This is a genomic window from Sporosarcina sp. Y1011 (assembly GCF_057669885.1).
The window spans coordinates 50,162-72,381 of sequence record NZ_JBYHFP010000005.1; the positions used below are offsets into that span (position 1 = coordinate 50,162).

22 protein-coding genes are annotated in these 22,220 nt (G+C 42.0%); 5 read left to right on the forward strand and 17 right to left on the reverse strand.

The features are described 5' to 3' along the window. Positions 1-14: 14 nt before the first annotated feature. Complete coding sequence (locus AC25Y5_RS08185; protein ID WP_482101465.1) at positions 15-686, forward strand: histidine kinase; 672 nt, start codon at positions 15-17, stop codon at positions 684-686. A 46-nt stretch (positions 687-732) separates the two neighbouring features. On the opposite strand, the gene murB is transcribed toward AC25Y5_RS08185, so the two are convergent. Further along, a complete protein-coding gene (gene murB, locus AC25Y5_RS08190; protein ID WP_488139876.1) occupies positions 733-1,653 on the reverse strand; it encodes a UDP-N-acetylmuramate dehydrogenase in 921 nt (306 codons plus the stop codon). A gap of 393 nt (positions 1,654-2,046) precedes the next feature. Between murB and AC25Y5_RS08195 the strand changes: the two genes are divergently transcribed. Further along, positions 2,047-2,574, forward strand: coding sequence for a YceI family protein (locus AC25Y5_RS08195; protein WP_488139877.1), 528 nt, complete (start codon positions 2,047-2,049; stop codon positions 2,572-2,574). 309 nt (positions 2,575-2,883) lie between these two features. Here AC25Y5_RS08195 and AC25Y5_RS08200 read toward each other — a convergent pair whose 3' ends face one another. After that, positions 2,884-3,522, reverse strand: coding sequence for a DsbA family oxidoreductase (locus AC25Y5_RS08200; RefSeq protein WP_488139878.1), 639 nt, complete (start codon positions 3,520-3,522; stop codon positions 2,884-2,886). A 104-nt stretch (positions 3,523-3,626) separates the two neighbouring features. Here AC25Y5_RS08200 and AC25Y5_RS08205 point away from each other — a divergent pair, with 104 nt between their 5' ends. Together AC25Y5_RS08205 and AC25Y5_RS08210 are read left to right on the forward strand one after the other, a co-directional pair. After that, positions 3,627-5,000: an FAD-dependent oxidoreductase gene (locus tag AC25Y5_RS08205; protein ID WP_488139879.1), complete on the forward strand. Its 1,374-nt coding sequence runs from the start codon at positions 3,627-3,629 to the stop codon at positions 4,998-5,000. A 350-nt stretch (positions 5,001-5,350) separates the two neighbouring features. Beyond that, a complete protein-coding gene (locus AC25Y5_RS08210; protein ID WP_488139880.1) occupies positions 5,351-6,136 on the forward strand; it encodes an AAA family ATPase in 786 nt (261 codons plus the stop codon). 74 nt (positions 6,137-6,210) lie between these two features. Here the strand turns inward: AC25Y5_RS08210 and AC25Y5_RS08215 are convergent, their stop codons facing one another. Both AC25Y5_RS08215 and AC25Y5_RS08220 read right to left on the reverse strand, forming a co-directional pair. Next, positions 6,211-7,137: a manganese-dependent inorganic pyrophosphatase gene (locus AC25Y5_RS08215; protein WP_482101471.1), complete on the reverse strand. Its 927-nt coding sequence runs from the start codon at positions 7,135-7,137 to the stop codon at positions 6,211-6,213. Between the two features lie 42 nt (positions 7,138-7,179). After that, the gene (locus AC25Y5_RS08220) at positions 7,180-7,623 is read right to left on the reverse strand and encodes an RrF2 family transcriptional regulator (RefSeq protein ID WP_488139881.1); all 444 of its coding nucleotides are present in this window, start codon (positions 7,621-7,623) and stop codon (positions 7,180-7,182) included. A 162-nt stretch (positions 7,624-7,785) separates the two neighbouring features. Between AC25Y5_RS08220 and hmpA the strand changes: the two genes are divergently transcribed. Then, entirely contained in the window at positions 7,786-8,973 is a 1,188-nt protein-coding gene (gene hmpA / locus AC25Y5_RS08225; RefSeq protein WP_488139882.1) for an NO-inducible flavohemoprotein, read from the forward strand. A 221-nt stretch (positions 8,974-9,194) separates the two neighbouring features. Here hmpA and AC25Y5_RS08230 read toward each other — a convergent pair whose 3' ends face one another. The 13 genes from AC25Y5_RS08230 to AC25Y5_RS08290 form a co-directional block, all read right to left on the reverse strand. Further along, positions 9,195-10,250 (reverse strand): YkvI family membrane protein, encoded by a 1,056-nt coding sequence (locus AC25Y5_RS08230; protein ID WP_488139883.1) that lies wholly within the window; start codon positions 10,248-10,250, stop codon positions 9,195-9,197. 174 nt (positions 10,251-10,424) lie between these two features. After that, positions 10,425-10,940 carry a type 1 glutamine amidotransferase domain-containing protein gene (locus AC25Y5_RS08235; protein WP_488139884.1) on the reverse strand — a complete coding sequence of 172 codons (516 nt, stop codon included), beginning with the start codon at positions 10,938-10,940 and terminating at the stop codon, positions 10,425-10,427. A gap of 63 nt (positions 10,941-11,003) precedes the next feature. Continuing rightward, entirely contained in the window at positions 11,004-11,597 is a 594-nt protein-coding gene (locus tag AC25Y5_RS08240; protein WP_488139885.1) for a DNA-3-methyladenine glycosylase, read from the reverse strand. A gap of 172 nt (positions 11,598-11,769) precedes the next feature. Then, positions 11,770-12,660, reverse strand: coding sequence for a glycine betaine ABC transporter substrate-binding protein (locus tag AC25Y5_RS08245; RefSeq protein ID WP_488139886.1), 891 nt, complete (start codon positions 12,658-12,660; stop codon positions 11,770-11,772). Positions 12,661-12,673: 13 nt separating this feature from the next. Further along, positions 12,674-13,312 carry an ABC transporter permease gene (locus tag AC25Y5_RS08250; RefSeq protein ID WP_488139887.1) on the reverse strand — a complete coding sequence of 213 codons (639 nt, stop codon included), beginning with the start codon at positions 13,310-13,312 and terminating at the stop codon, positions 12,674-12,676. Beyond that, complete coding sequence (locus AC25Y5_RS08255; protein WP_488139888.1) at positions 13,309-14,277, reverse strand: ABC transporter ATP-binding protein; 969 nt, start codon at positions 14,275-14,277, stop codon at positions 13,309-13,311. The genes AC25Y5_RS08250 and AC25Y5_RS08255 overlap by 4 nt, the downstream gene beginning before the upstream one ends. Before the next feature lie 111 nt (positions 14,278-14,388). Beyond that, positions 14,389-15,036: a uracil-DNA glycosylase gene (locus tag AC25Y5_RS08260; protein WP_488139889.1), complete on the reverse strand. Its 648-nt coding sequence runs from the start codon at positions 15,034-15,036 to the stop codon at positions 14,389-14,391. Positions 15,037-15,338: 302 nt separating this feature from the next. Beyond that, a complete protein-coding gene (locus tag AC25Y5_RS08265; protein ID WP_488140022.1) occupies positions 15,339-16,481 on the reverse strand; it encodes an MFS transporter in 1,143 nt (380 codons plus the stop codon). A 148-nt stretch (positions 16,482-16,629) separates the two neighbouring features. Further along, positions 16,630-17,439, reverse strand: a complete 810-nt coding sequence (zupT, locus tag AC25Y5_RS08270; protein ID WP_488139890.1) for a zinc transporter ZupT — start codon at positions 17,437-17,439, stop codon at positions 16,630-16,632. 859 nt (positions 17,440-18,298) lie between these two features. Beyond that, on the reverse strand, positions 18,299-19,270 hold the full coding sequence (locus AC25Y5_RS08275; protein WP_488139891.1) for a siderophore ABC transporter substrate-binding protein: 972 nt from the start codon (positions 19,268-19,270) through the stop codon (positions 18,299-18,301). 87 nt (positions 19,271-19,357) lie between these two features. Beyond that, positions 19,358-20,119 carry an iron ABC transporter ATP-binding protein gene (locus AC25Y5_RS08280; protein WP_488139892.1) on the reverse strand — a complete coding sequence of 254 codons (762 nt, stop codon included), beginning with the start codon at positions 20,117-20,119 and terminating at the stop codon, positions 19,358-19,360. After that, positions 20,116-21,066, reverse strand: a complete 951-nt coding sequence (locus tag AC25Y5_RS08285) for an iron chelate uptake ABC transporter family permease subunit (RefSeq protein ID WP_488139893.1) — start codon at positions 21,064-21,066, stop codon at positions 20,116-20,118. Before AC25Y5_RS08285 ends, AC25Y5_RS08280 begins: the two co-directional genes overlap by 4 nt. Further along, the gene (locus AC25Y5_RS08290) at positions 21,059-22,009 is read right to left on the reverse strand and encodes an ABC transporter permease (RefSeq protein WP_482101485.1); all 951 of its coding nucleotides are present in this window, start codon (positions 22,007-22,009) and stop codon (positions 21,059-21,061) included. The genes AC25Y5_RS08285 and AC25Y5_RS08290 overlap by 8 nt, the downstream gene beginning before the upstream one ends. Between the last annotated feature and the right edge of the window lie 211 nt (positions 22,010-22,220).

Genomic DNA, 22,220 nt, shown 5'->3' on the forward strand with positions numbered 1-22,220 from the left:
AGGTGACTACCGTCATGGGCAAAGTAAAAGGTCGTATGGACGAGAGTATTCTCGTTTGTGTCTACTACGGTCCAAATGGTGAACGTCTCATTAGACGTGGACATAAAATCGCGACAATCATGGATTGTCCTATGTATATTTTAACTGTAGACCCATTGCCTTACGATGAATTTGATGCGGAAAAGTCTGAGTATGTCGATCGTTGGAAAGAGCTTGCCGAGGAACTGGATGTAGAAGAATTCATCGTCAAGGATAATGAAAAACGACCTTCTGCAAAAGTGATAAAAGAAGTAGCTCATAAAAACAACATTACTCAAATAATTATCGGACAAACGGCTCAAAGCAGATGGGAAGAGATTACAAAAGGGTCGTTCATGAACGTACTCCTTCGTGAAATCACGTTTGTTGACTTCCATGTCGTCTCTGTCGATCGTGCCATTCGTGACGAAATCGATGGAATGTTTGAAAAAGGAATTCGTGCCTATTTAGTAGAAGATGGGGACGGTTTCCGTATCAATTTCAAATTATCAAAAGAAGTCCGTTTTGAAGGTATTTTCTTTAAAGAAATCGGAACTGATTTCAACAACGGGATTTTTAAATTTATGAGTAACAATAAAATGTGTCAAGTACACATTACAGATGACCAAGTGACTGATCCCTCTTTGTTCTCTTGTAAAACTACTTAAATAAGTAACAAAAAGCGGATGCCCATAAATGGGCATCCGCTTTTTGTTACTCCTCTATTTCTTCGCCTACGATTTTCACTTCAAGCTCAAGGTCTATGTCAAACTTCTTTTTAACCTCCGCTTTAACCATATCAATTGTCTGAATGTAATCAGAAGCTGTCGCATTGTTTTTATTGATGATAAAACCGGCGTGCTTCAATGATACTTCTGCACCTCCATGCCCTTTCCCCTGCATACCGCAGTCTTGTATGAGTTTTCCTGCAAAATAGCCCGGAGGTCGTTTAAACACACTTCCGGCTGAAGGATACTCAAGCGGTTGCTTGGACTCGCGTTGGAAAGTCAAGTCAGCTACTTTCGCATCAATGACATCCTGACTTCCTTGTACAAGCTGGAATTCAGCAGACAGAACAAAGTAACCATTTTTCGAAATAATACTTTGACGATAACCGAGTTCGAGATCATCTTTTGTGAGGATTAGCCGTTCGCCCTTTGGCGTCAGCACCGTCGCCTGAACAATAATATCTTTTATTTCCCCTCCGTATGCACCGGCATTCATCGCCATTGCACCTCCGATAGAGCCCGGAATTCCGCATGCAAATTCGATGCCCGACAGTCTAGCTGCTGCTGCACGTTTTGAAACATCAATAATCAGTGCACCCGCTTCTGCATGTATGAGCGAACCTTCAATTCTTATTTCACTAAGCTCTGACAAATGAAGGACAATCCCCCTTACACCGCCATCCCTGACGACCATATTTGACCCATTTCCCAGTAATAACAACGAAACCTTATTTTCATATGCGTAGCGTACTGTGGCTTCTGTTTCATCTATAGTTCTAGGGATGACGAGAAGGTCTGCAGCTCCTCCAAGTTTTGTCATCGTGTATTTGCCAAGTGGTTCGTCAATTAGTAATGTGCCTTGTGTAATTTTTTTCTGAAGTTCTTTAAACCATTGATGTTTTGACATCAACATTCAATCCTTTCAATATCAAATACGCCTCGGCGTAATTGCGTCCAGATTTTGAATCGAGCTTGAGGCCTACAGGGGGGTAGGATTGAACTCCATCCTTCCGCTGCCGCAGGACGCGGCAATCTTAGACTGCCTTCCTCTTGACTCCTTTCAAAATCTGTGACATCCGCCGGAGGCTTTATCAGGGAGGAATTGAACTTCATTCCTCCCTGATAAAGCTTTTCATCTTTAATAGTATGCTTGGAAACTTTTCTTTTGACAAGGAATTCTAATTGATTTGAAATCGACCTCCTCAATTCCCTCCAAATTCATCCAAATAAATACCTTGACTTCAAGATATAAATGGAATATAGTAGAAACATATTCAAATAGGAAAGGGAGTTTTTCACAATGACAAAATGGACAGTAGACGCTTCACATACAGGCGTCGGTTTTTCGGTAAAGCACATGATGGTTTCAAAAGTAAAAGGACGTTTCACAGGGGTAGAAGGCACACTCGAAGGTAGCCCTGAAGACTTAACTGGCGCCAACCTCAATTTCACAATTGATACAAATACAATTCATACAAACAGCGAAGACCGTGATAACCACCTCCGTTCTGCTGATTTCTTTGATGCAGAGCAATTCCCAAGCATCACATTCGTTTCAACTGCTATTACTAAAAAAGGCGGAAACGAATATGACGTTACTGGCGATATGACAATAAAAGACGTGACGAAAGAAATTACGTTCGAAGCTGAATACGAAGGTACTGCTAAAAACCCTTGGGGTGTAGATGTCGCTGCTTTTGAAGTTGAAGGCAAAGTCTCAAGAAAAGAATTCGGTCTTACATGGAACCAAGCACTTGAAGCAGGTGGCGTTCTGGTTGGCGATGACATTAAGATTTCAATCGACTTACAACTTAACCCCGCTCAATAAATAATAGGTACGGCACCCCGTGTCTAGCATTTTAACAAATAAATGGACCAAGTGATCATAATGATCACTTGGTCCATTTTAATTGCGTTATGAATCAATCACACCTCGGTGTGATTGATTCAAGATTTTGAATTGAGCTTGCTCAATTAACTCCCTTCAAAATCTGTGACATCCGCCGGAGGCTTTAACAGGGAGGAATTGAACTTCATTCCTCCTAATTCAGCAAGGGTTCGAACCCCCGCTGAATTGTAGGCTTCGTTCGCATTCATCTCGCCACTTATAGAAGTGGGAGACTTCTGCTGAATGAAGTTAAACTTCTTCTTCCTCAGCTTGGCGGAGAGCTTCAGCAAATGATTCAGCAGGTTGAGCACCTGAAATTGCGTACTTACGATTAATCACGAAAAATGGAACACCCTTCACGCCAAGTTGTCCAGCTTCCCCTATATCCATTTTTACGTCTTCTGAAAATTCATCAGAATCGAGAACTTCTTTCACACGGTCGTGGGAAAGTCCTGCCTCTTCGGCAATACGGAGCAACACGTCATCAGTTCCAATCTTTTCCCCATCGATGAAGTAAGCCTTCAGTAAATTTTCCGTTACCACCTTGCTGAGGCCCTCCTGTTCCGCAAGTTTCGCGAGACGATGTGCATTAAATGTATTTGCAGGCGTCATTTTATCAAAGTCGTAATCTAGTCCTACAGTTTTTGCTTGTAGCTCCACATTATCGGTCATGTTTTTTGCCTCTTGAGCACTCATACCATACTTTTTAGCTAGATCCACCCGTACAGAATCATTGGACTCAGCAGCCGAATTCGGATCAAGTTCATAGGCTTTGAAAACAATTTCAGCTTTTTCCGAAAGTCCGGTTTGTTCCAGTGCCTCTTCTAATCTGCGTTTACCAATGTAACAAAACGGGCAAACGTAGTCTGACCAAATCTCGATTTTCAAATTATATTTACCACCTTTCATATCCCTATTTTAAATTCAATCCAAGAAGGGAACAATGAATATGCTTACTACTATTTCGAACATTCTTGACGGAGGTTATAATTTTGACCAATTCATTATGGCTAAGTACTGCACACCCCCGAGAAGCCTCCCCTGAAATCGATGGTGATATCACTTGTGACGTCTGCATCATTGGCGGTGGTCTTAGCGGAATTGCCAACGCTTACTTTCTAGCAAAGGAAGGGAAAGATGTAATTCTGCTTGAAAAAGATACGATTCTGGCAGGCGCCACGGGTAACTCTACAGGGAAACTCACTGTCCAACATGACCTCGTCTATGCAAAGCTACTGAAACAATTCGGACGCGACAATGCAAAATTGTATTTTGAAGTGAATCAAGAAGCTGTCCAATTCGGCAAATCCTTTGCCAATAAAAGTGAACTTAAGATAGCGGACTCTATTCTTTACTCCCAATCCAAACTTGGCACTGATATGCTTCGTTATGAAATGAAAGCCTATGAGGAACTAGGTATCCCGGGCGAATTCGGAAAAAACTCAGAATTGCCGATACAGATGGATGCAACACTCACCTTGAAAAATGAAAGCCAGATTCATCCTGTTCGTTTCGGGCAACATCTAGCAAAGCTCGCAGTCGAAGCGGGCGCACGTATTTACGAAAATTCGGATGTTGTATTGATGGACTTAAAAAAACGGCTACTTTCCACGAAATCTGGACACGAAGTTAAATTCACCGAACTCATTATATGTACGCACTACCCAATAGAAGCACTGCGTGGACTTCAAATCATGAAGTTATCCGTCGACCGTTCTTATATCGTCTCAGCAGAAGGTAATATGGCTCTACGTGGCCAATATATTTCAGTCGACGAACCGAAACGGTCAATCCGAACTGCGCAAATTGATGGAAAAACATTTTTCCTACTTTCAGGCGAAAGCCATCAGGCAGGCATGGAAAGCGATACGCAAGTACATTACAATCGACTTTATACCGAAGTGAGAGATTTATATAGGCTGTACACAATCACTCATGGCTGGTCCGCACAAGATCCACAGACACCGGATTTGATACCGTACGCGGGAATAATTTCTGCAAGCATGCCTAATGTCTATTTGAGTACGGGTTATCGAAAATGGGGATTATCGAATTCAATGGCGAGTGCTCGAATTATCAGTGACCTTATTGTCGGAAGAACTAATCCCGCGTCCGAACTATATTCGCCAGATCGAACGGGGTTTGGGACATTTTTACTACAAGCCTTAAAAAATACCGGCATCGTTTTAAAGGAATTTGCGGGTGGTCACCTGACTCGTACCGACTCCCCTATTTGCACGCATATGGGTTGTAGGACGAGGTGGAATGCCGGAGATGAAACATATGATTGTCCATGTCACGGTTCACGCTTCCGAAAGGACGGCTCAGTTCTAGAAGGTCCAGCGACAAAACCGCTGAATTTGTAGTCAATTACGCCTAGGCGTAATTGCGTCCAGATTTTGAATCGAGCTTGAGGCCTACAGGATGTAAGTCATGCAACAGGGAAGGATTGAACTGCATCCTTCCTTGTTGCCGCAGGACGCGGCGATCTTAGGTTGCCTTCATTGACTCCTTTCAAAATCTGTGACATCCGCCGGAGGCTTTATCAGGGAGGAATTGAACTTCATTCCTTCTCGTTCAGCGGGCGTTTGGACACCCGCTGAACAGGAATACAAAACCGCATCCTTCTCCCACCTATGGAGGTGAGAGTCCTCTGCTGAATAAAGATAAAGCGTTACCTCTTTTTAAGGTATACTGTCTAAAAAGGGGTGTTTCTATGACTTTGCGTGAAATTCGACGGATTCGAAGGTCTGATGAAGACCGTTATCCGTTCAATCCAGACATCATTCAAAATTTTGAATCCCTGACATTGAAAGCCCCTATTACGATTATCGCCGGAGATAATGGAAGCGGTAAAACGACGTTATTGGAAGGTATTGCAGCAGCTGCCGGTAGCACACTCATTAGCGGAGAGCATATGGAAATGGATCATTCACTATCCCCCGCATTCGAATTGGCAGATGAATTCAAATTAATTTGGTCAGTGAAAACAGGCAACGGCTTCTTTTTCAGGGCTTCTGATTTCGTTACGTATATACGCAGCATCGCCAACATCCGAGAAGAAGCACGTCAAAAAATAAAAGAGATTAAAAGGCGTAATCCGAATAGCCTGGAAGTACTTCCCTACGCTAGAACGTATAACGAACTACGGAATTTATACGGCGAAGGATTGGAAAAACGTTCGCACGGGGAAAGCTTTCTCGACTTGTTTCAAGCACAGTTTCAACCAAACGGCTTTTATATCCTCGATGAGCCTGAGGCACCTTTATCACCGAATCGACAACTCACATTGCTGGCAATTCTCCACGACATGGTTGCCGAAGGTGCACGATTCCTCATTTCCACCCATTCACCCATGCTTATGGCATATCCTGGTGCGGATTTGTATGAGATTCAAGACGGCGAACTGGTGAATGTTTCGTTCGATGAAATCAGACATGTTAGTATGACGAAAGACTTTTTAAAGGATCCGGAGAGATATTTGCGGCATTTGTTTAAGTGATCAATAAATTGTTACAAAACAAAAAAAGGTTGCAATCCACCTTGTTCGCGGATTACAACCTTTTACTATTTATTTCATTTTAACGCTTCAGTCAATACTGGGACAATTTGCATCTTGCGGGAAACGACGCCCTTTAAAGTTGCTGTATTGTTTACAAGTGTCACATTGAAAGCTGCACTTGCACGAACTGCTTCTTTACCAAGCACCAGGACGATCGAGTCATTATTCAATATGTCGGTAACGACAAACAAAAATAGATCAAGTCCTTTTTCAGCAATGACACGATACAGAAGGTCTTCTAGATCCGCTTGGCGGTTCATGACATCATTTACGTCGATTGCATTTACTTGTGCAATTTCAACTTTCACATCATTGATTGCGAATTCTTTAGCATCCAGTTTCACAAGATCTTCAAGCGTTTTATTGCTCAAATCAGCACCAGCTTTCAACATAGCCAGTCCATACTCTTGTGCATCCACGCCCGTGATGGCTATCATTTCTTCGACAGCTGCACGATCTTCATCAGTATACGTTGGTGACTTGAACAATAGTGAGTCTGAGATAAGTGCGGAAAGCATAAGCCCTGCGATGTTCTTCGGAATTTCAATACCGTTTTCTTTAAATAGTTTGTTTAGAATCGTCGCCGTGCAACCAACTGGCTCTGCACGATAATATAGAGGTTCATTGGTCTCGAAATTGGCGATACGGTGATGATCCACCACTTCAATGATTTGCACTTCATCGATATCATCCACGCTTTGTTGTTTCTCATTATGGTCGACAAGAATGACTTTCGCTACTTCAGGCGCTGCTTTTTCAATCAAGCGCGGCGCTTCAAAACCAAAATATTCAAGTGCATAAGCTGTCTCGTTCGTAATATCACCAAGTCTCACTGCTTCAGCATTCATCCCTAATTGCTGTTTTAGATATGTATAACTGATAGCAGCAGAGATTGAATCGGTATCCGGATTTTTATGTCCAAAAACAAAAACTTTTTCCATGTAAAATAACCTCCTGCTCATTTTATATTCTATTTCATATTATCATAAAGGACGGTCAAATAAAATCGATGCTAATTCATCTTTATTAACGATGAAATCAGCGACCGTATAATTATCCAAAACTGTCAAATAGGCATTCAATGCTTCATGTAATGCACCTTTCAGCCGACAGACCGGTGATAGTATACAACTATTCGATTGGAGATTGAAACACTCTACGAGGTGGAAATCATCTTCAGTCTTTCGAACAAGTTCTCCGACATTGATATTTTCAGGCTCTACCTTCATTCTTATCCCGCCACCTCGACCACGAATCGTCTCGATCAACCCCATTTTTCCAAGCTCGTGTACAACTTTTGTCAAATGATTTTTCGAAATGCCGTAAGCATCTGAAATGTCCTGAACCTTCGATAGTTCTCCGTGTTCTTTCGCACCCAAGTAAATTAATACACGTAAAGAAAAATCTGTATACATCGTAAGACGCATAACTTCACCACTCTTTCCGATACTATTATAACGTTTGTGGCAAGAAGGTGATAGAAATGTGACTAAATTATAAACTCTTCTTAAAGATGTATTTTATATGTATCTTTAATACCTATCATCGTTTATGCTTGTATTAACAACATTAGAAAGGTCGTGTTTCACATGCTATCACAAGAAACCATTACAATTATCAAATCAACAGTACCTGTCTTAGAAGAACACGGGAAAACAATCACAACAGTATTTTACAAAAATATGTTTGAGGCTCACCCTGAACTTCTCAACGTTTTTAATCATGCCAACCAATCACAAGGGCGCCAACAAAGTGCTCTTGCAGGTCTTGTTTACGCAGCAGCTGCTAACATCGATAACCTCGAGGCTGTATTGCCAGCTGTCGTTCAAGTTGCTCACAAGCACAAATCACTTAACATTACGCCAGAACAATACCCCATAGTTGGATATTATCTATTAGGCGCCATTAAAGAAGTATTGGGCGATGCAGCTACTCTCGAAATTATCGGCGCATGGGGAGAAGCTTACGAAGTGATTGCAGGTGTATTCATCGGAATCGAGAAAAAGATGTATGCAGATGCAGAAGGAATGGACGGCGGATGGAAAACGTTCAAAGACTTCGTCATTGCAGACAAAGTAGTTGAGAGTGATGTCATTACATCCTTCTATTTAAAACCCGTCGATGGAAAAGAACTTCCTTCTTACAAACCTGGGCAATACATTACTTTACGCGTTACAATCCCTGGTGAAGAGTATATTCTGAACCGCCAGTATAGTTTGTCACAAGCTCCAACTGGCGATTCTTACCGTATTTCTGTTAAACGTGAAGATGAAAACACGCCAAACGGCAAGATGTCTGTTAATCTTCATCAGGAAATGAACGTCGGAGATACAGTTGAAGTTAGTGTTCCTGCAGGTGTCTTCAACCTTGACATAGATAGTTCGACTCCTGTCACGCTGATTAGCGGCGGTGTGGGTATCACTCCAATGATGAGTATGTTTGACGCAATCGCAAAAAACACACCTGACCGTCCCGCTGCGTTCTTGCATTCTGCACGTACGCGCCAACACCAGGCGTTTGACGCAAAACTACGAACGTTGAATGAATCGATGCCTTCGTCAACTTATGCTGTACTGTATTCTGATGAAGGCGATGGCTTCATCAACCGTGACTTCCTTGCAGCCCACGTCATAGAAGGAAGCGATATCTATGTCTGCGGACCGACAGTGTTCATGCAGTCTGTCATTAAAGATTTATATGCAATGGGAATTGCAGAAGAAAAAGTCAACTTTGAATTCTTTGGACCAGCCCAAGAGCTTGACCTGGTAAGCGTCTAATTTCTTAAAAACGATAAAAATAATGAGCTAAGCACAAAATCTCCACCTAAGAAGTTAGCTTGGAAATATATTCTATTGATTACTAAACAAACAACAAAAGCCGCCACCCAACTTGGGTAGCGGCTTTTGTTATGGAAGAATTTAGTTAAAAACCAGGAACCCCCTTCACTGGATACATACTCTAGTGAAAGGGGTTCCCTGAATCTATTTTTCTTGATGAATCACCTTTGAACTTTAGGAGGAAGCTTGAACGAACTGTAAATTAAAGCCGCTACAAGGAATAGACCAAGATAACCGATTAGTGGATAGAAATAAGCCACAAGCTTCGTAAAGCCAACGAAACTTAACACAAATCCGATTACAAGCGTTACTAAAACAAAGTAATTGAATTTCTTTGTATTGATTTGTATGAAACGTGCTCCGAATGAATAAAACATACTAACAGCTGTATTGAAAATCATTCCGTACAGGACGAATGCCATTAAAATACCTAGTATAGGTGATACCTCGTTGATAATTGCCAGCATTGGCAACTCAGCATCTCCAGCCAGTTCAATTTTCGCGAAAATAGCTAAGTGGCTTAATAGGATGAGGATTCCTAGAGCTAGTCCGCCGAGCAATCCACCCCACGCAGCTACTTTCTCATTCTTCTCTGCTCCACCCATGACGAGGGCCATAGAGGCACCAACAGCAATGTTAAACGATACATAGTTTATGGCGGAAATGAACCAGTTCGGCAAAGTTGTTTTCACTGCAAGTGCAGTTGAATTAAGATCTGCGAATGAACTATCCATTGTCACCAAACTATAAACGGATACAAGAATAACTGCCAGAACCAAGAATGGTGTAATACTTCCAATAATGCCTACAACTTTATTGACATTAAGCATAACCGTCAACATGACAAGAACAATCATTAATAGACTACCGACAAATGGTGGTAAGCCGAATTGCTGATTCAAGTTCGATCCTGCCCCAGCTATCATAACGACACCAACACCAAACAATGTGAAAATAATTATATAGTCAACAAGAACCCCTAAGTATCGACCACTAATTTTGTATATTACATCTTTATGTGATGTAGTCTGCATACGGCTTCCAAGGCGAGTTAGGATCATTCCGAGATATGCAAATAATGCTGTCGAAACAACTGCCCCCGCGATGCCAAGAAGTCCGAAACTTGTAAAATATTGTAGAATCTCCTGGCCAGAAGCAAATCCTGCACCAACGATAATTCCGATGAAAGCGCTTCCCATTTTAATTACGTTTTTCATGATGTTCCCCCCATTATTTCATCACACATAAAGTTAGCAATTACACTAAATAGTCTGAATTCCAACCCTGTGTGTTGTAGTACTGTTCTAACTTATCACTCTTGTGAAACATTTTCAACAACAAAAAAGGCCAATAGATGGCCTTGAAGAAAATTTTGTTTTTTATATGGATTATTACTTCTCTAGAAGTTTGAGAGATTCTCGATTAAACGCAGGAATATCGTCAGGCGTTCGGCTTGTAACGAGCTGATTTTGACAAACAACTACTTCTTCATCAGCATATTTCGCACCAGCATTTTCCATGTCGATTTTTATCGATTTATAGCCGGTTGCATCTCTTCCCTCTAATGCCTTAGCAGTAATCAATAATTGAGGCCCATGACAAATTGCAAATACAGGTTTTTTATCATCCATAAATGTTTTTGCAAACTTTACAAATCGATCATCTGCACGAAGCTGATCCGGTGAAAAACCTCCAGGAATGAATAATGCATCAAAGTCTGCTGGCTTCACGTTTCCTATACCGTGATCCGTCGTCACTTTTACATTCCCTTTCTTACCTGTCACTACCTTACCCGCCTCTTCTTCAATTGTAACTACTTCATGACCGGCATCTTTAAATGCTTTTGCCGGTTCCGTGTACTCTGAGTCTTCAAACAGATCCGTGATTAAAGTTGCTATTTTAGCCAATTTAAATGCACTCCCTTTTTTGTGTCTACTCTAATACAATACCTCTCCTTGTGAATAGTAAACTTAGGATCGGAACTTTGACACGTAGGGATTATCTTTTTCGAAAAAACGCCATGGATAGTGGACCGCTTCCCCGGAGTTTCCAATACCGACTCGCGGACCAGCCATAATTTCTCCCGGCACAACGCCTTCAGCAATGAATAACGGCTTATCTGCCCAATGATGACCATAGTATTGCATGGTCACACCAAGTGCTTTCGATAACTTACCAGGTCCATTCGTCCAATCAGTCATTTTCAGAATTCCCCCTCGGTTTTCCTGTATCATTTCTAATCCAGTCACAGGTTCCGCCCCCCGGATTAAAATAGCATGAGGTGTTCCGATTGGCCCCCCCACAACATTCATCAATGTATGTGTATGCATTTGATACGTATAGACTAACCCAGCAGTTCCAAACATCACTTCAGTCCGTTTCGTCCGCCTATTTTCAAAACTATGTGCCGCCTGATCCTCAGATCCGTGATATGCCTCCGTTTCCACAATACGGACAACAATTGTTCCCTCGGGTTGCTCGTGAACGATATATTGCCCTAGCAAATTTCGTGCAAGTTCAAGTACGGGTGCCTCAAAAAAAGATTTGTCTATAGGTTTATACATAGTAATCGTCCTCCACATCAGTATTACTATTCCCTGGAATCACAATATTAAAATGGTTGAGATGAATTTGGAAAAACTGTAAACTTAAATATGTGGATTTTCAATAGCACACAGAGAAATATTGTGTATAAATAGAGTAAACCGTTCCCAGTCCAGCGGGAACGGTTTACTCTTATTTGTTAATTAATCCTTTTTCAATCAGGAAATCCTTTGCAACGTCCTCCGGTTTTTCCTTATCCAAATCAACGCGGGCATTCATTTTCAACATATCTTCTTCTGTAATCTTACCTGCGAGGCTATTCAATACTTTTTCAAGATCGGGGAATTTCTTCAATGTTTCTTGACGTACAACTGGCGCAGCATCGTATTTCGGGAAAAATCCGAGATCATCTTCTGTCGTTGCAAGTTCGAACATTTGAATACGACTATCCGTTGTGAAAGCCGGTATAACATCAACATCTCCATTTTTCACCGCTTCATACATTACATTGGGATCTAAGCTTTTTGTATCTTTGAATGTGAATGGATATGAATTTACCATGTCATCGTAGCCGTCACCTTTTCGTTCGTAAAAAGCATGCGGTGCACCGAAAATCATTTCTTCATCCGCCGAAATTGCAGCAAGATCAGAATACGTTTTCGCTTGGTATTCTTTATCATTCGTGAATGCAAGTGTATAACCGTTCTCGAAACCGAGCGGCTCAAGCCACGTTACATTGAATTCATCTTCATAGCCCTTCTTAACTCGTTCAAATACACTTTCAGAACTCTCCCCTGCTTCAGACTCCTCTTTTAAAACGTCTTTCAAACCAGTACCCGTATATTCAACGTATAAATCAATATCGCCTTTTTCAAGAGCGGGCGTCATAATTGCAACTTCACCCAATCCATCTTTGTACGTAACTTTATAATCTGTTTCAGATTCAATATATTGACCTAATATATGCGGCAATATAAATTGCTCCGTCCACGGTTTTCCGCTAATTACGATTTCATCTTTACCACCACATGCGCCTAGCAGCACCGTTAATGTCAATAAAATAATTCCAATACCTTTTTTCATCTTTCTTCCCCCTTTAATGTTGTACCCCTTTTGGTGTTACCTTCTTCTCTACCCACTTCAGGATGAAATCAAAAGCAATGGCCAGTAATGCGACCGGCAGTGCTCCAGCAAGGACGAGTGCGTTGTTATAGGACTGTAATCCTCGGTAAATGACATCTCCCAGCCCTCCAGCCCCCACGAACGTTGCGAGCGTCGCAATACCGACAGTCAGCACAGTTGCTGTCCGTATACCTGCCATGATGATTGGCAACGCAATCGGAAACTCAATTTTCTTCAAGATTTGATTTGGGGTCATCCCCATTCCACGCCCCGCCTCTATAATTGCTTCATCCACACTCGTGAGACCTGTATATGTATTTCGAACAATCGGCAATAATGCATAAATAATAAGTGCAATAAGAGCAGTTTTTGAACCAATCCCAATTAATGGGACGAGAAAACCGAACAACGCAAGACTCGGTATTGTCTGTAAAATAGCCGCGACACCGATAATCGGTTCTGCGAAACGGCGGTGACGGGCAATAAGCATTCCAGCTGGCAAAGCAATGAGTATTCCAACGGCTAGCGCAACAAAAGAGAGGTAAATATGTTGGAGGAAAGCTTCTGTAATCATATCTGAACGACTTGTCACCGTTTCAATAAAATTCTTCATTCTTTCACCCACCTTCCATTCTCCATCGACGCCTGTAACAAAGAATGGTGACCGATATATCCAATCACTGCATCATCCTCCGTAACTGCTAGCCGGTTCGACGGATGCGCATCCAATACTGCAATGGCCTCATTGACCGTCAACGCAGAAGGTACTTTCCTAACTTCACCTGCCCATGTTTCATCGTAGAACTTAATGAACTCTATAATACGTCGTTGACCAAAATTGCGTTGCCTGTCAATACGTCCCTGTCCAATGAATTCACGAACAAACTTAGTTGCTTGGTTTTCTATTAAATCGGCAGGCGAAGACATTTGCTCAATTTCCCCGTCCCGCATGACAATAATTTGATCTGCGATATCGAGCGCTTCATCCATATCATGTGTTACAAATACAATTGTCTTCTTAATTTTCAGCTGTAGCTTTTTCAATTCCTTTTGCAGCTGTTCACGACTAATTGGATCGAGTGCAGAGAACGGCTCGTCCATCAATATAATATTGGGATTGCTCGCAAGTGCTCGACTTACGCCGACTCGCTGTTGTTGTCCTCCCGATAGTTCAATAGGATAGCGTTTTTTGAATACCGACGGATCGAGATCCACCATGTCAAGCAGCTCATTTACACGAACAGCAATTTTCTTTTTATCCCATTTGAGTAATTCAGGAACAAGAGCAATATTTTCTTCAATCGTCATATGAGGAATGAGGCCGATTCGTTGGATGACATAGCCAATTGAACGTCGTAGCTCCACCTCATCCCGTTCGATAATTGGCAGCTCATCAATATAGACGGCTCCTTCAGTTGGCACTTCCAACCGATTGATCATCCGCATAAGCGTCGTTTTTCCGCAGCCGGAAGGCCCTATAATAGCCGTCAACTTATGTGTAGGGATTGTCACAGATACATTTTTCAACGCTTTTGTTCCATCTTCAAAACGTTTTGTTACATTTTCAAAGCGAATCATTGAACTCCTCCTTTTGTAGTTCGTTGCGGCGAAGTCTCCAACCATCTTTCAACCTCAACCGAGGTCTTCAACAGTACGACACCCGCTTTCACTTTCTGATGAATCGTTCCACTAGTTCATTCCCTTCAAAATACGACCAATCTTCAACCAATCTGCATCTAGTGAAGGTCTATGCGAAGGCCTGTAAAAGATTGATGCGGGATGAAATGTCGGTACAATCTTGTACAACTTTTTTGTCTTGTTGAAGGTCGTGTCATCCAGTTCGTTTAAATACTGAATGGGTCGCTCCAACAGCTGTCCGTGGAGTTCGGTCACCTTCATGCCTTTTCCAAGTAACCTCTGCAACCCGACGTTACCGAGCGTGACAATGAGCTTCGGTTCAATATTTGCCAGTTCATAATCCAGGATGGGAGCATGTGCCAGAATTTCTTTTATCGTCGGAGGCCGATTATATTTCCGTTCTGTCGTTGTTCCATCACGGTTATTTTTTGTTCCCCATCTATAGGGCCTGCTTCGGACCGCACTTGTAATATAAACGTCTTCACGCGTTAATCCAATTGTCGCAAGTGACTTCATCAATTCCTTTCCTGCACGGCCTATAAAGGGAATACCATCGACCAATTCAAATTCTCCAGGCGCTTCACCGATTAGCATCAGTTCGGGATTTCTGGGACCTTCTCCGTAAATAAACCCCTCTACTGGAAAACCTTCTATCCGTTTTCTACCAAGACTCGCAATTGATTCAGGAATCCGAAACATCTAAGCACCTCCAACTTGTGTTTTCATTCTACCAAAATAAGCCTTTCCATCAAAAGGAAAGACTCCGTACGTTATCGCTATTGGCGTGTCGTGTTGTTTAGTATTCAAATTAGCCCTGATGCTTTAATGACAGTAGAATCGATCTATTCATACGACCCCGTCCCAATGCCAATTCAACTTACATTGTTCACGAACCGACATTGCCCATCCAATTTATCCTTACCCTTCTTACTGACAGATATAGAAGGATGTTTTAATAGTATGAACTAAAAAGACCTACCTAACATCAGGCAGGTCCAACTTCATTCCAATTCCATTTGTTTCGTCTCTGTCCCTAAAAACACAACAGCTATCACACCAATAATTATCGCACCGCAGAAGATACCAAATACCGTTTCGAAACCGTAGCCTGCCGCAAGTAGTGAACCTACGAGCAGCGGCCCAAAAATACCGCCGATACGTCCTACCGCAGCCGCCATTCCGGAACCCGTTGCACGGATTGCAGTGGGATATTGTTCTGGAGAATATGCATACAATGCTCCCCATGCCCCTAAATTAAAGAAAGATAGCAATGCGCCCGAAATAAGTAACAGCGGAAGTGTCTCTGCATTGCCGAAAAACAAAGCACTTGCCGCAGTTCCAATTAGATATGTGGCGAGAACAAACTTCCGACCTGCTCTTTCTATTAACCAAGCAGCTGTGAAGTAACCCGGCAACTGAGCAAGCGTCATAATGAGAACGTATTTGAAGCTATGAATCAAATCAAAGCCTTTCATTACCATGACACTTGGCAACCAAAGGAACATGCCATAATACGAGAATACGACCGTGAACCAGACAATCCATAACATAAGTGTCCGTCGTGCATACTTCTTCGACCAAATCGTCTTAATTTTTTCACCGGCTGTCTGTTTCGGTTTTCCATCAGCCACGAACTTTGGTGAATCAGGCAATCTCCTTCGAAGGTAAATGGCGTAAAAAGCTGGAAGTGCTGTAATAATTAAAGCAACTCTCCAACCGTAATCTGGGATAATAAAATAGGCGATTAAAGCTGCTATCAACCAACCTGCAGCCCAGAAACTTTCTAGGAGAACGACAACTCGTCCTCGCTCATGCGCCGCAACACTTTCAGCTACTAGCGTTGATGCGACAGGTAATTCGCCGCCAAGACCTGCTCCAACAAAAAAGCGCAGGATGAGGAATGCGGTGAGCGTCATTGTCAGTGCAGACAAACCGCTTGCAACCGAGAATAGAACTAACGTCATCATAAAGACGTTTTTTCGTCCAATCCGATCTGCAAGCAGTCCAAAACCAAATGCACCGAAAGCCATCCCAATGGAGTTGACACTTCCTATCCAACCCATTTCAGTTGGTGTCAGATGCCATTCCAATGCAAGTGCTGCTATAACAAAGGAGAGAATTCCGACGTCCATCGCGTCGAACATCCAGCCCGTTCCAGCAAGTACTAATAATTTATTTCTTGAAATCCCCTGTTTGTTCTTTTTCACAATCCCCTGCACCTCGTTGTCCGGTTTTTTTAAGTGTCATTACACCTGTCATTATACCCCGTACAACAAAGTGACACAATGTTTTTTAAACCACTAGAACGAGACTTACAGCCATTACTGCCATTCCTGCCATAAAGCCATAAACCGATAAATGCGCTTCGCCATATTCTCTCGCTGCCGGTAGCAGTTCATCGATAGAGATGAATACCATAATCCCTGCAACCGCGGCAAAAATGACGCCAAACATTACACCGTTTAAATAAGGCATTAAAATTAGAAATGCTACTATAGCACCAAGAGGTTCAGCTAATCCCGACAAAAAGGATAATTTGAATGCTTGTTTCCGATTACCCGTCGCAAAATAAATGGGGATAGCAACCGCAATACCTTCGGGAATGTTGTGAATTGCAACCGCGATGGCAATCGCAATACCGAGCGTTGGATCTTGTAACGCAGATGTGAACGTCGCAATACCTTCAGGAAAGTTATGAATTGCAATGGCTAGTGCCGTGAACATACCCATTTTCTTCAGCTTGGCATATTCATCATTCGTTGGACCCGCATTAACATCCTCAACACTCTTCACTTCATGCGGATTCCCAATTGCAGGAATGAGACGATCAATTAAGGCGATAAGTAGCATTCCCCCGAAAAAACCGGCGATAGTTGCCCAATAGCCATTGGTTAGTCCAAGATCTAATACAAGTGCGTCTTTTGCTTTTACAAATATCTCAACAAGTGAAACGTAAATCATTACACCTGCAGAAAAACCAAGTGCTATTGAGAGAAACTTCGTATTTGTTCTTTTCGTAAAAAATGCAAGTAAACTTCCAATCCCAGTTGCTAGCCCTGCAAATAGCGTTAGGGCGAATGCAAATACTACAGTTCCGTCCATTTGCACATCTTCTTTCTATTTCTAAGTTAAAACTAGTGTATGCTATAAGTTTCCCTTACGCAACATTATAATGAGTCTTATTAAATATTTATGCTGAAATAAAGAGTTCCATTGAATTACTGCTGCGTTAGTGGACGCTTCTTGACGTAGGAGAGGTCAATGAAAAAGCCAAATACAGGAGGAATGAATCAGAGATTCTGCTAATACCGCTGCGCCGCTTTGTGGATGCCTCCCGCGATAAGCCAGAAAGAAGACCACTTTCAGTCTTATCACTCCGGCTACCACGAAGTCGCGCCTGCGCTGGATGGTCTCTATGCAGGAAAGCGCATTTCATTATCGGGGATAAGGCCTGCAGCCTGAAGTGCGTCTTTCTTCAATGAAATTTATATCAAATAGTAATCACATTATAATCTCAGTCTATACATCTCAAAATCACTTTCAATAATGGACACTCCAGCGCCAGCGTGGCAAAGGGGTAGCCGAAGCCATGAGACTGGATGCGAAGCGTTAATCCAGGCTCATGGGAGGCCACTGAAAAAGTTCTTTTTTATAGTGAGAACTAGTTGATTGTAGTGAAGAGCGGCGACTCCAGCGGGAACAGCGCCAGCTGAAGACCCCGCAGGAACGCAGTGACGAGGAGGCTGAAGCCGTGCCCGCGGAAAGCGTCCGCTCGGAACGGAAATCAACGGGGTTGAAGGGAATCGGACTTTTTCAGTGGCCTCGCTCATGGCGAGAAGCATCCCCAGAGCGCCAAGCGATCTAAAATGTACACTCTGAATTAATTCTCTCTCAATAATAGAACACTTCTAGACAAAAAAGAGCCAGCACACTTTTTAGTGTGCTGGCTCTTTTGCTATTATTACAATACTTCTTCGACTTCTTTAACCATTTCTTTCACAGACTGAAGTCCGCCTCCAGATAGGTACCAATAGTTCGGATCTAAGTAGATGATTTTACCGTCTTGATAAGCATTTGTTTTCTTAACAAGGTCGTTTTCAATCGAATCTTTCGCACTTGCATCTCCGCCTACCGCAGCATCACGGTCTATAACAAAGAGAATATCCGGGTTCGTTTCAAGGATATATTCGAATGTGATGCTTTGACCATGTGTAGACACTTCAAGATTTTCATCAGCTGCTGCAAAGCCAAATACGTCATGAATAATACCAAAACGTGAACTCGGTCCATAAGCACTTACTTTTCCTTCATTTCCAAGAACGATCAATGATTTAGCATCACTCTTGCTTGATTTTTCATTAATTGCTGCAATTCTTTCATCAAGGTCCGCAAGTTCTGCTTTCATTTCATCTTCCTTACCAAAGAGCTCTGCAACCATTTCCATGTTTGTTTTGAATGACTCCATATAGTTTGCTGTATCTACGCCTACAAAGACTGTTGGAGCAATTTCACTCAATTCCTCATACATAGCAGATTGACGTCCTGAGATGAAAATCACATCTGGCTGCATTGCATGGATTGCTTCAAAATCAGGCTCTTTAAGACCTCCAACGTTCGTATACTTTGAATCCTCGTATTGAGACAAGTATGAAGGAACGTTCATTTGTGGGACACCCGCAACTTCAACACCAAGCTCGTCAAGTGTGTCAAGCATACCAAAATCGAATACGACAACTTTTTCAGGGTTTTTTTCGATTGTAGTTTCACCAAGGTCGTGCGTAATTACCATTGATTCTGCTGTTTCGGCTTCTTCAACATCTGGTTCTGCTTTATCTCCAGTTGCTTTATCATCCGCTGCATCATCATTTGTTCCGCAAGCTGCAAGTAAAGCAATTAATGCGAACATCATCATTGTCATTAGTAGTTTCTTCATCAAAAACCATCCTTTTAGTTTTATTGTAAGTTTAATCTTCTTCAGTCAGATTGACGCCTAAATTCCGGATGCATTTCGCTCTTCCTATTAAGAATCGAAGTACACACATATTCGGCAATTAGCCATTTGTTTTATTGGAATATCCATATCGTAAATATCTTTTAACGAATCGGAAGTGATAATTTCATCGGTCGGGCCATCTTTAACAACGCGTCCTTCTTTAAGTGCAACGATGCGGTCAGAGTAAACAGATGCAAAGTTAATGTCGTGCAGCACGATGACGACTGTTTTACCAAGATCGTCTACAAGTCTTCTCAATATCTTCATAATCTGAACGGAATGCTTCATATCTAGACTATTGAGCGGTTCGTCCAGCAAGATATAATCCGTATCCTGGGCGATAACCATCGCAATGAATGCGCGCTGACGTTGTCCACCTGATAATTCGTCCAGATAATCGTGTTGCATGCTCATTAAATCCATATAATCCATTGCTTGCTCGACAAGCCGTAAGTCTTCTACAGTTAGTTTGCCCCTGGAATGTGGGAAACGGCCGAACGATACTAGTTCACGGATTGTCAAACGAACGTTCATGAAATTAGATTGCTTTAATATGGAAACTCTTTTTGAAAACTCATTTGAATTCATCTGTTTAACATTATCTTTATCAACGAGTACTTCACCCGTATCTGCATCAAGCAGACGGCTAACCATTGAAAGGAGCGTTGATTTACCCGCACCATTTGGACCGATGAAAGATGTGATCTTTCCACGATGAATATTCACATTTACCTTTTCAACGACCGCTTTTTTACCATAAAACTTTGACAGTTCACGGACTTGGATCATGTAGATCGACTCTCCTTTAATAGTAAGTAGATGAAGTAAACGCCACCGATGAAGTTAATAATCACACTGAGTGTCGTAGAGAAAGTGAAGACTCTTTCGACGACCCATTGTCCACCTACAAGGGCGATGATACTCATAATAGAAGCACCAGCGATTAAAACCGTGTGCTTATATGATTTAAAAAACTGATAAGACAAATTCGCGACAATCAGGCCGAAGAATGTAATCGGTCCGACAAGTGCAGTAGAAACCGCGATTAGTACAGCGGACAATACAAGCATCGTTTTGACGACTTTGTCATAAGATACGCCTAAGTTAATGGCGGTATCCCTTCCAAGCGAGAGCACGTCGAGTTCGTTAATATACCTCCAGCCAATTAGTAAGCTGATAGCAACAATCCCAAGTGCCCACCAAACGAGGTCTCCGCTGACGTTATTGAAACTTGCAAACATCATATCCTGTACGAGCATGAATTCATTCGGATCAATGAGCACTTGCAGAAACGTCGAAATGCTTCCAAAAAATGTTCCTACAATGATTCCGACAAGCAACAGAAAGTAAATTGGCTGTTTGCCTCCTCGGAATAAAAAGCGGTAGAGGAGAAGCGCGAATACAACCATTGCAGAAACAGATAATATGAAATTCACATGTGTATTGACAATGGCCATATGCCCTGAACCAAGGAAGAAAATAATGGCGGTCTGTAACAATAAGTATAGTGAGTCCAGCCCCATAATGCTCGGTGTCAAAATGCGGTTATGTGTGATTGTCTGGAAGATGACTGTTGAATACGCTATGGCGACGCCCGTAATGGCCATCGCCATTACTTTGATGCCACGGCGTGGTAATGCATAGTCAAAACTTCCGTTTAATCCTTGAAAAAGATACAAAGCACAGGAGATAACAGCCATTACGCCAAGAATGATGAGTTTCGTAGAGTTACGCATAGGCCTTCCTCCTAAACAATAAGTATAGGAAGATTCCGCTGCCGATAACGCCTACCATCAAACTAATTGAAATCTCATAAGGATAGATAAGCACTCTGCCTAAAATATCACAGAGGAGCAAGAATATTGCACCGAGCAGTGCCGTGTGTGGCAATGTCTTCTGTAAATGATCACCTTTATAGATTGATACAATATTCGGTATGATTAATCCTAGAAATGGAATCATTCCGACTGTTAAAACGACCGTAGTCGTAATCAGTGCAACTAAAATGAGGCCGATATTGACAATCTTCCTATAAGCAAGCCCGAGGTTTTTCGAGAAATCCTCACCCATTCCTGCAACCGTAAATCGGTTTGCATATAGATAGGTAATGATGAGAACGGGTATGCTTATGTATAGAAGTTCATAACGTCCTTTCATAATCATCGAAAAATCACCTTGTAACCATGCCGACATATTTTGAATAACGTTCGCTTTATAAGCAAAAAACGTCGTTATCGATGACAAAATATTACCGAACATAAGCCCGACGAGTGGAATGAAAATCGCATCCTTGAATTTAATTCGATCAAGGATTTGCATAAACAGTAGCGTGCCGGCAAGCGCGAATACAAATGCTACAATCATCTTTTCAATCGTGGATGCGTTTGTGAATAACAACATAGAGACAAGAATACCAAGCCGCGTTGCATCCAAAGTTCCCGCTGTAGTCGGAGAAACAAATTTATTCCGGCTCAACTGTTGCATAATGAGGCCCGCGATACTCATACCTGCTCCTGCAAGGAGAATGGCAACTAGTCGCGGCAAACGGCTGATCAAGAAAATTTCTGTTGCTTCCGAATCAAAATCTAGCAGAGCCATTGGCGTGATACGACTCACTCCTACGAATAACGATAGGAATGAAAGAATGATAAGTGCGATGAATAAGTAACGTATCTTCATGGGAAGCCTCGATATCAATTATTTGCAGCCAATTGAGAATTCATTAATGAAAACCATTATCAATTGGCTACAAATTCAATTATAACATGTCAGAAATAGGTGTCAACGATTAACTGAAAATCATTATCAATTAGAATTGAAGTGCTAAATCATAGAGCGCTTCGAGTCCTAGATTTCAATCCACTTTCTACATTTCTAGTAATAAAAAGAG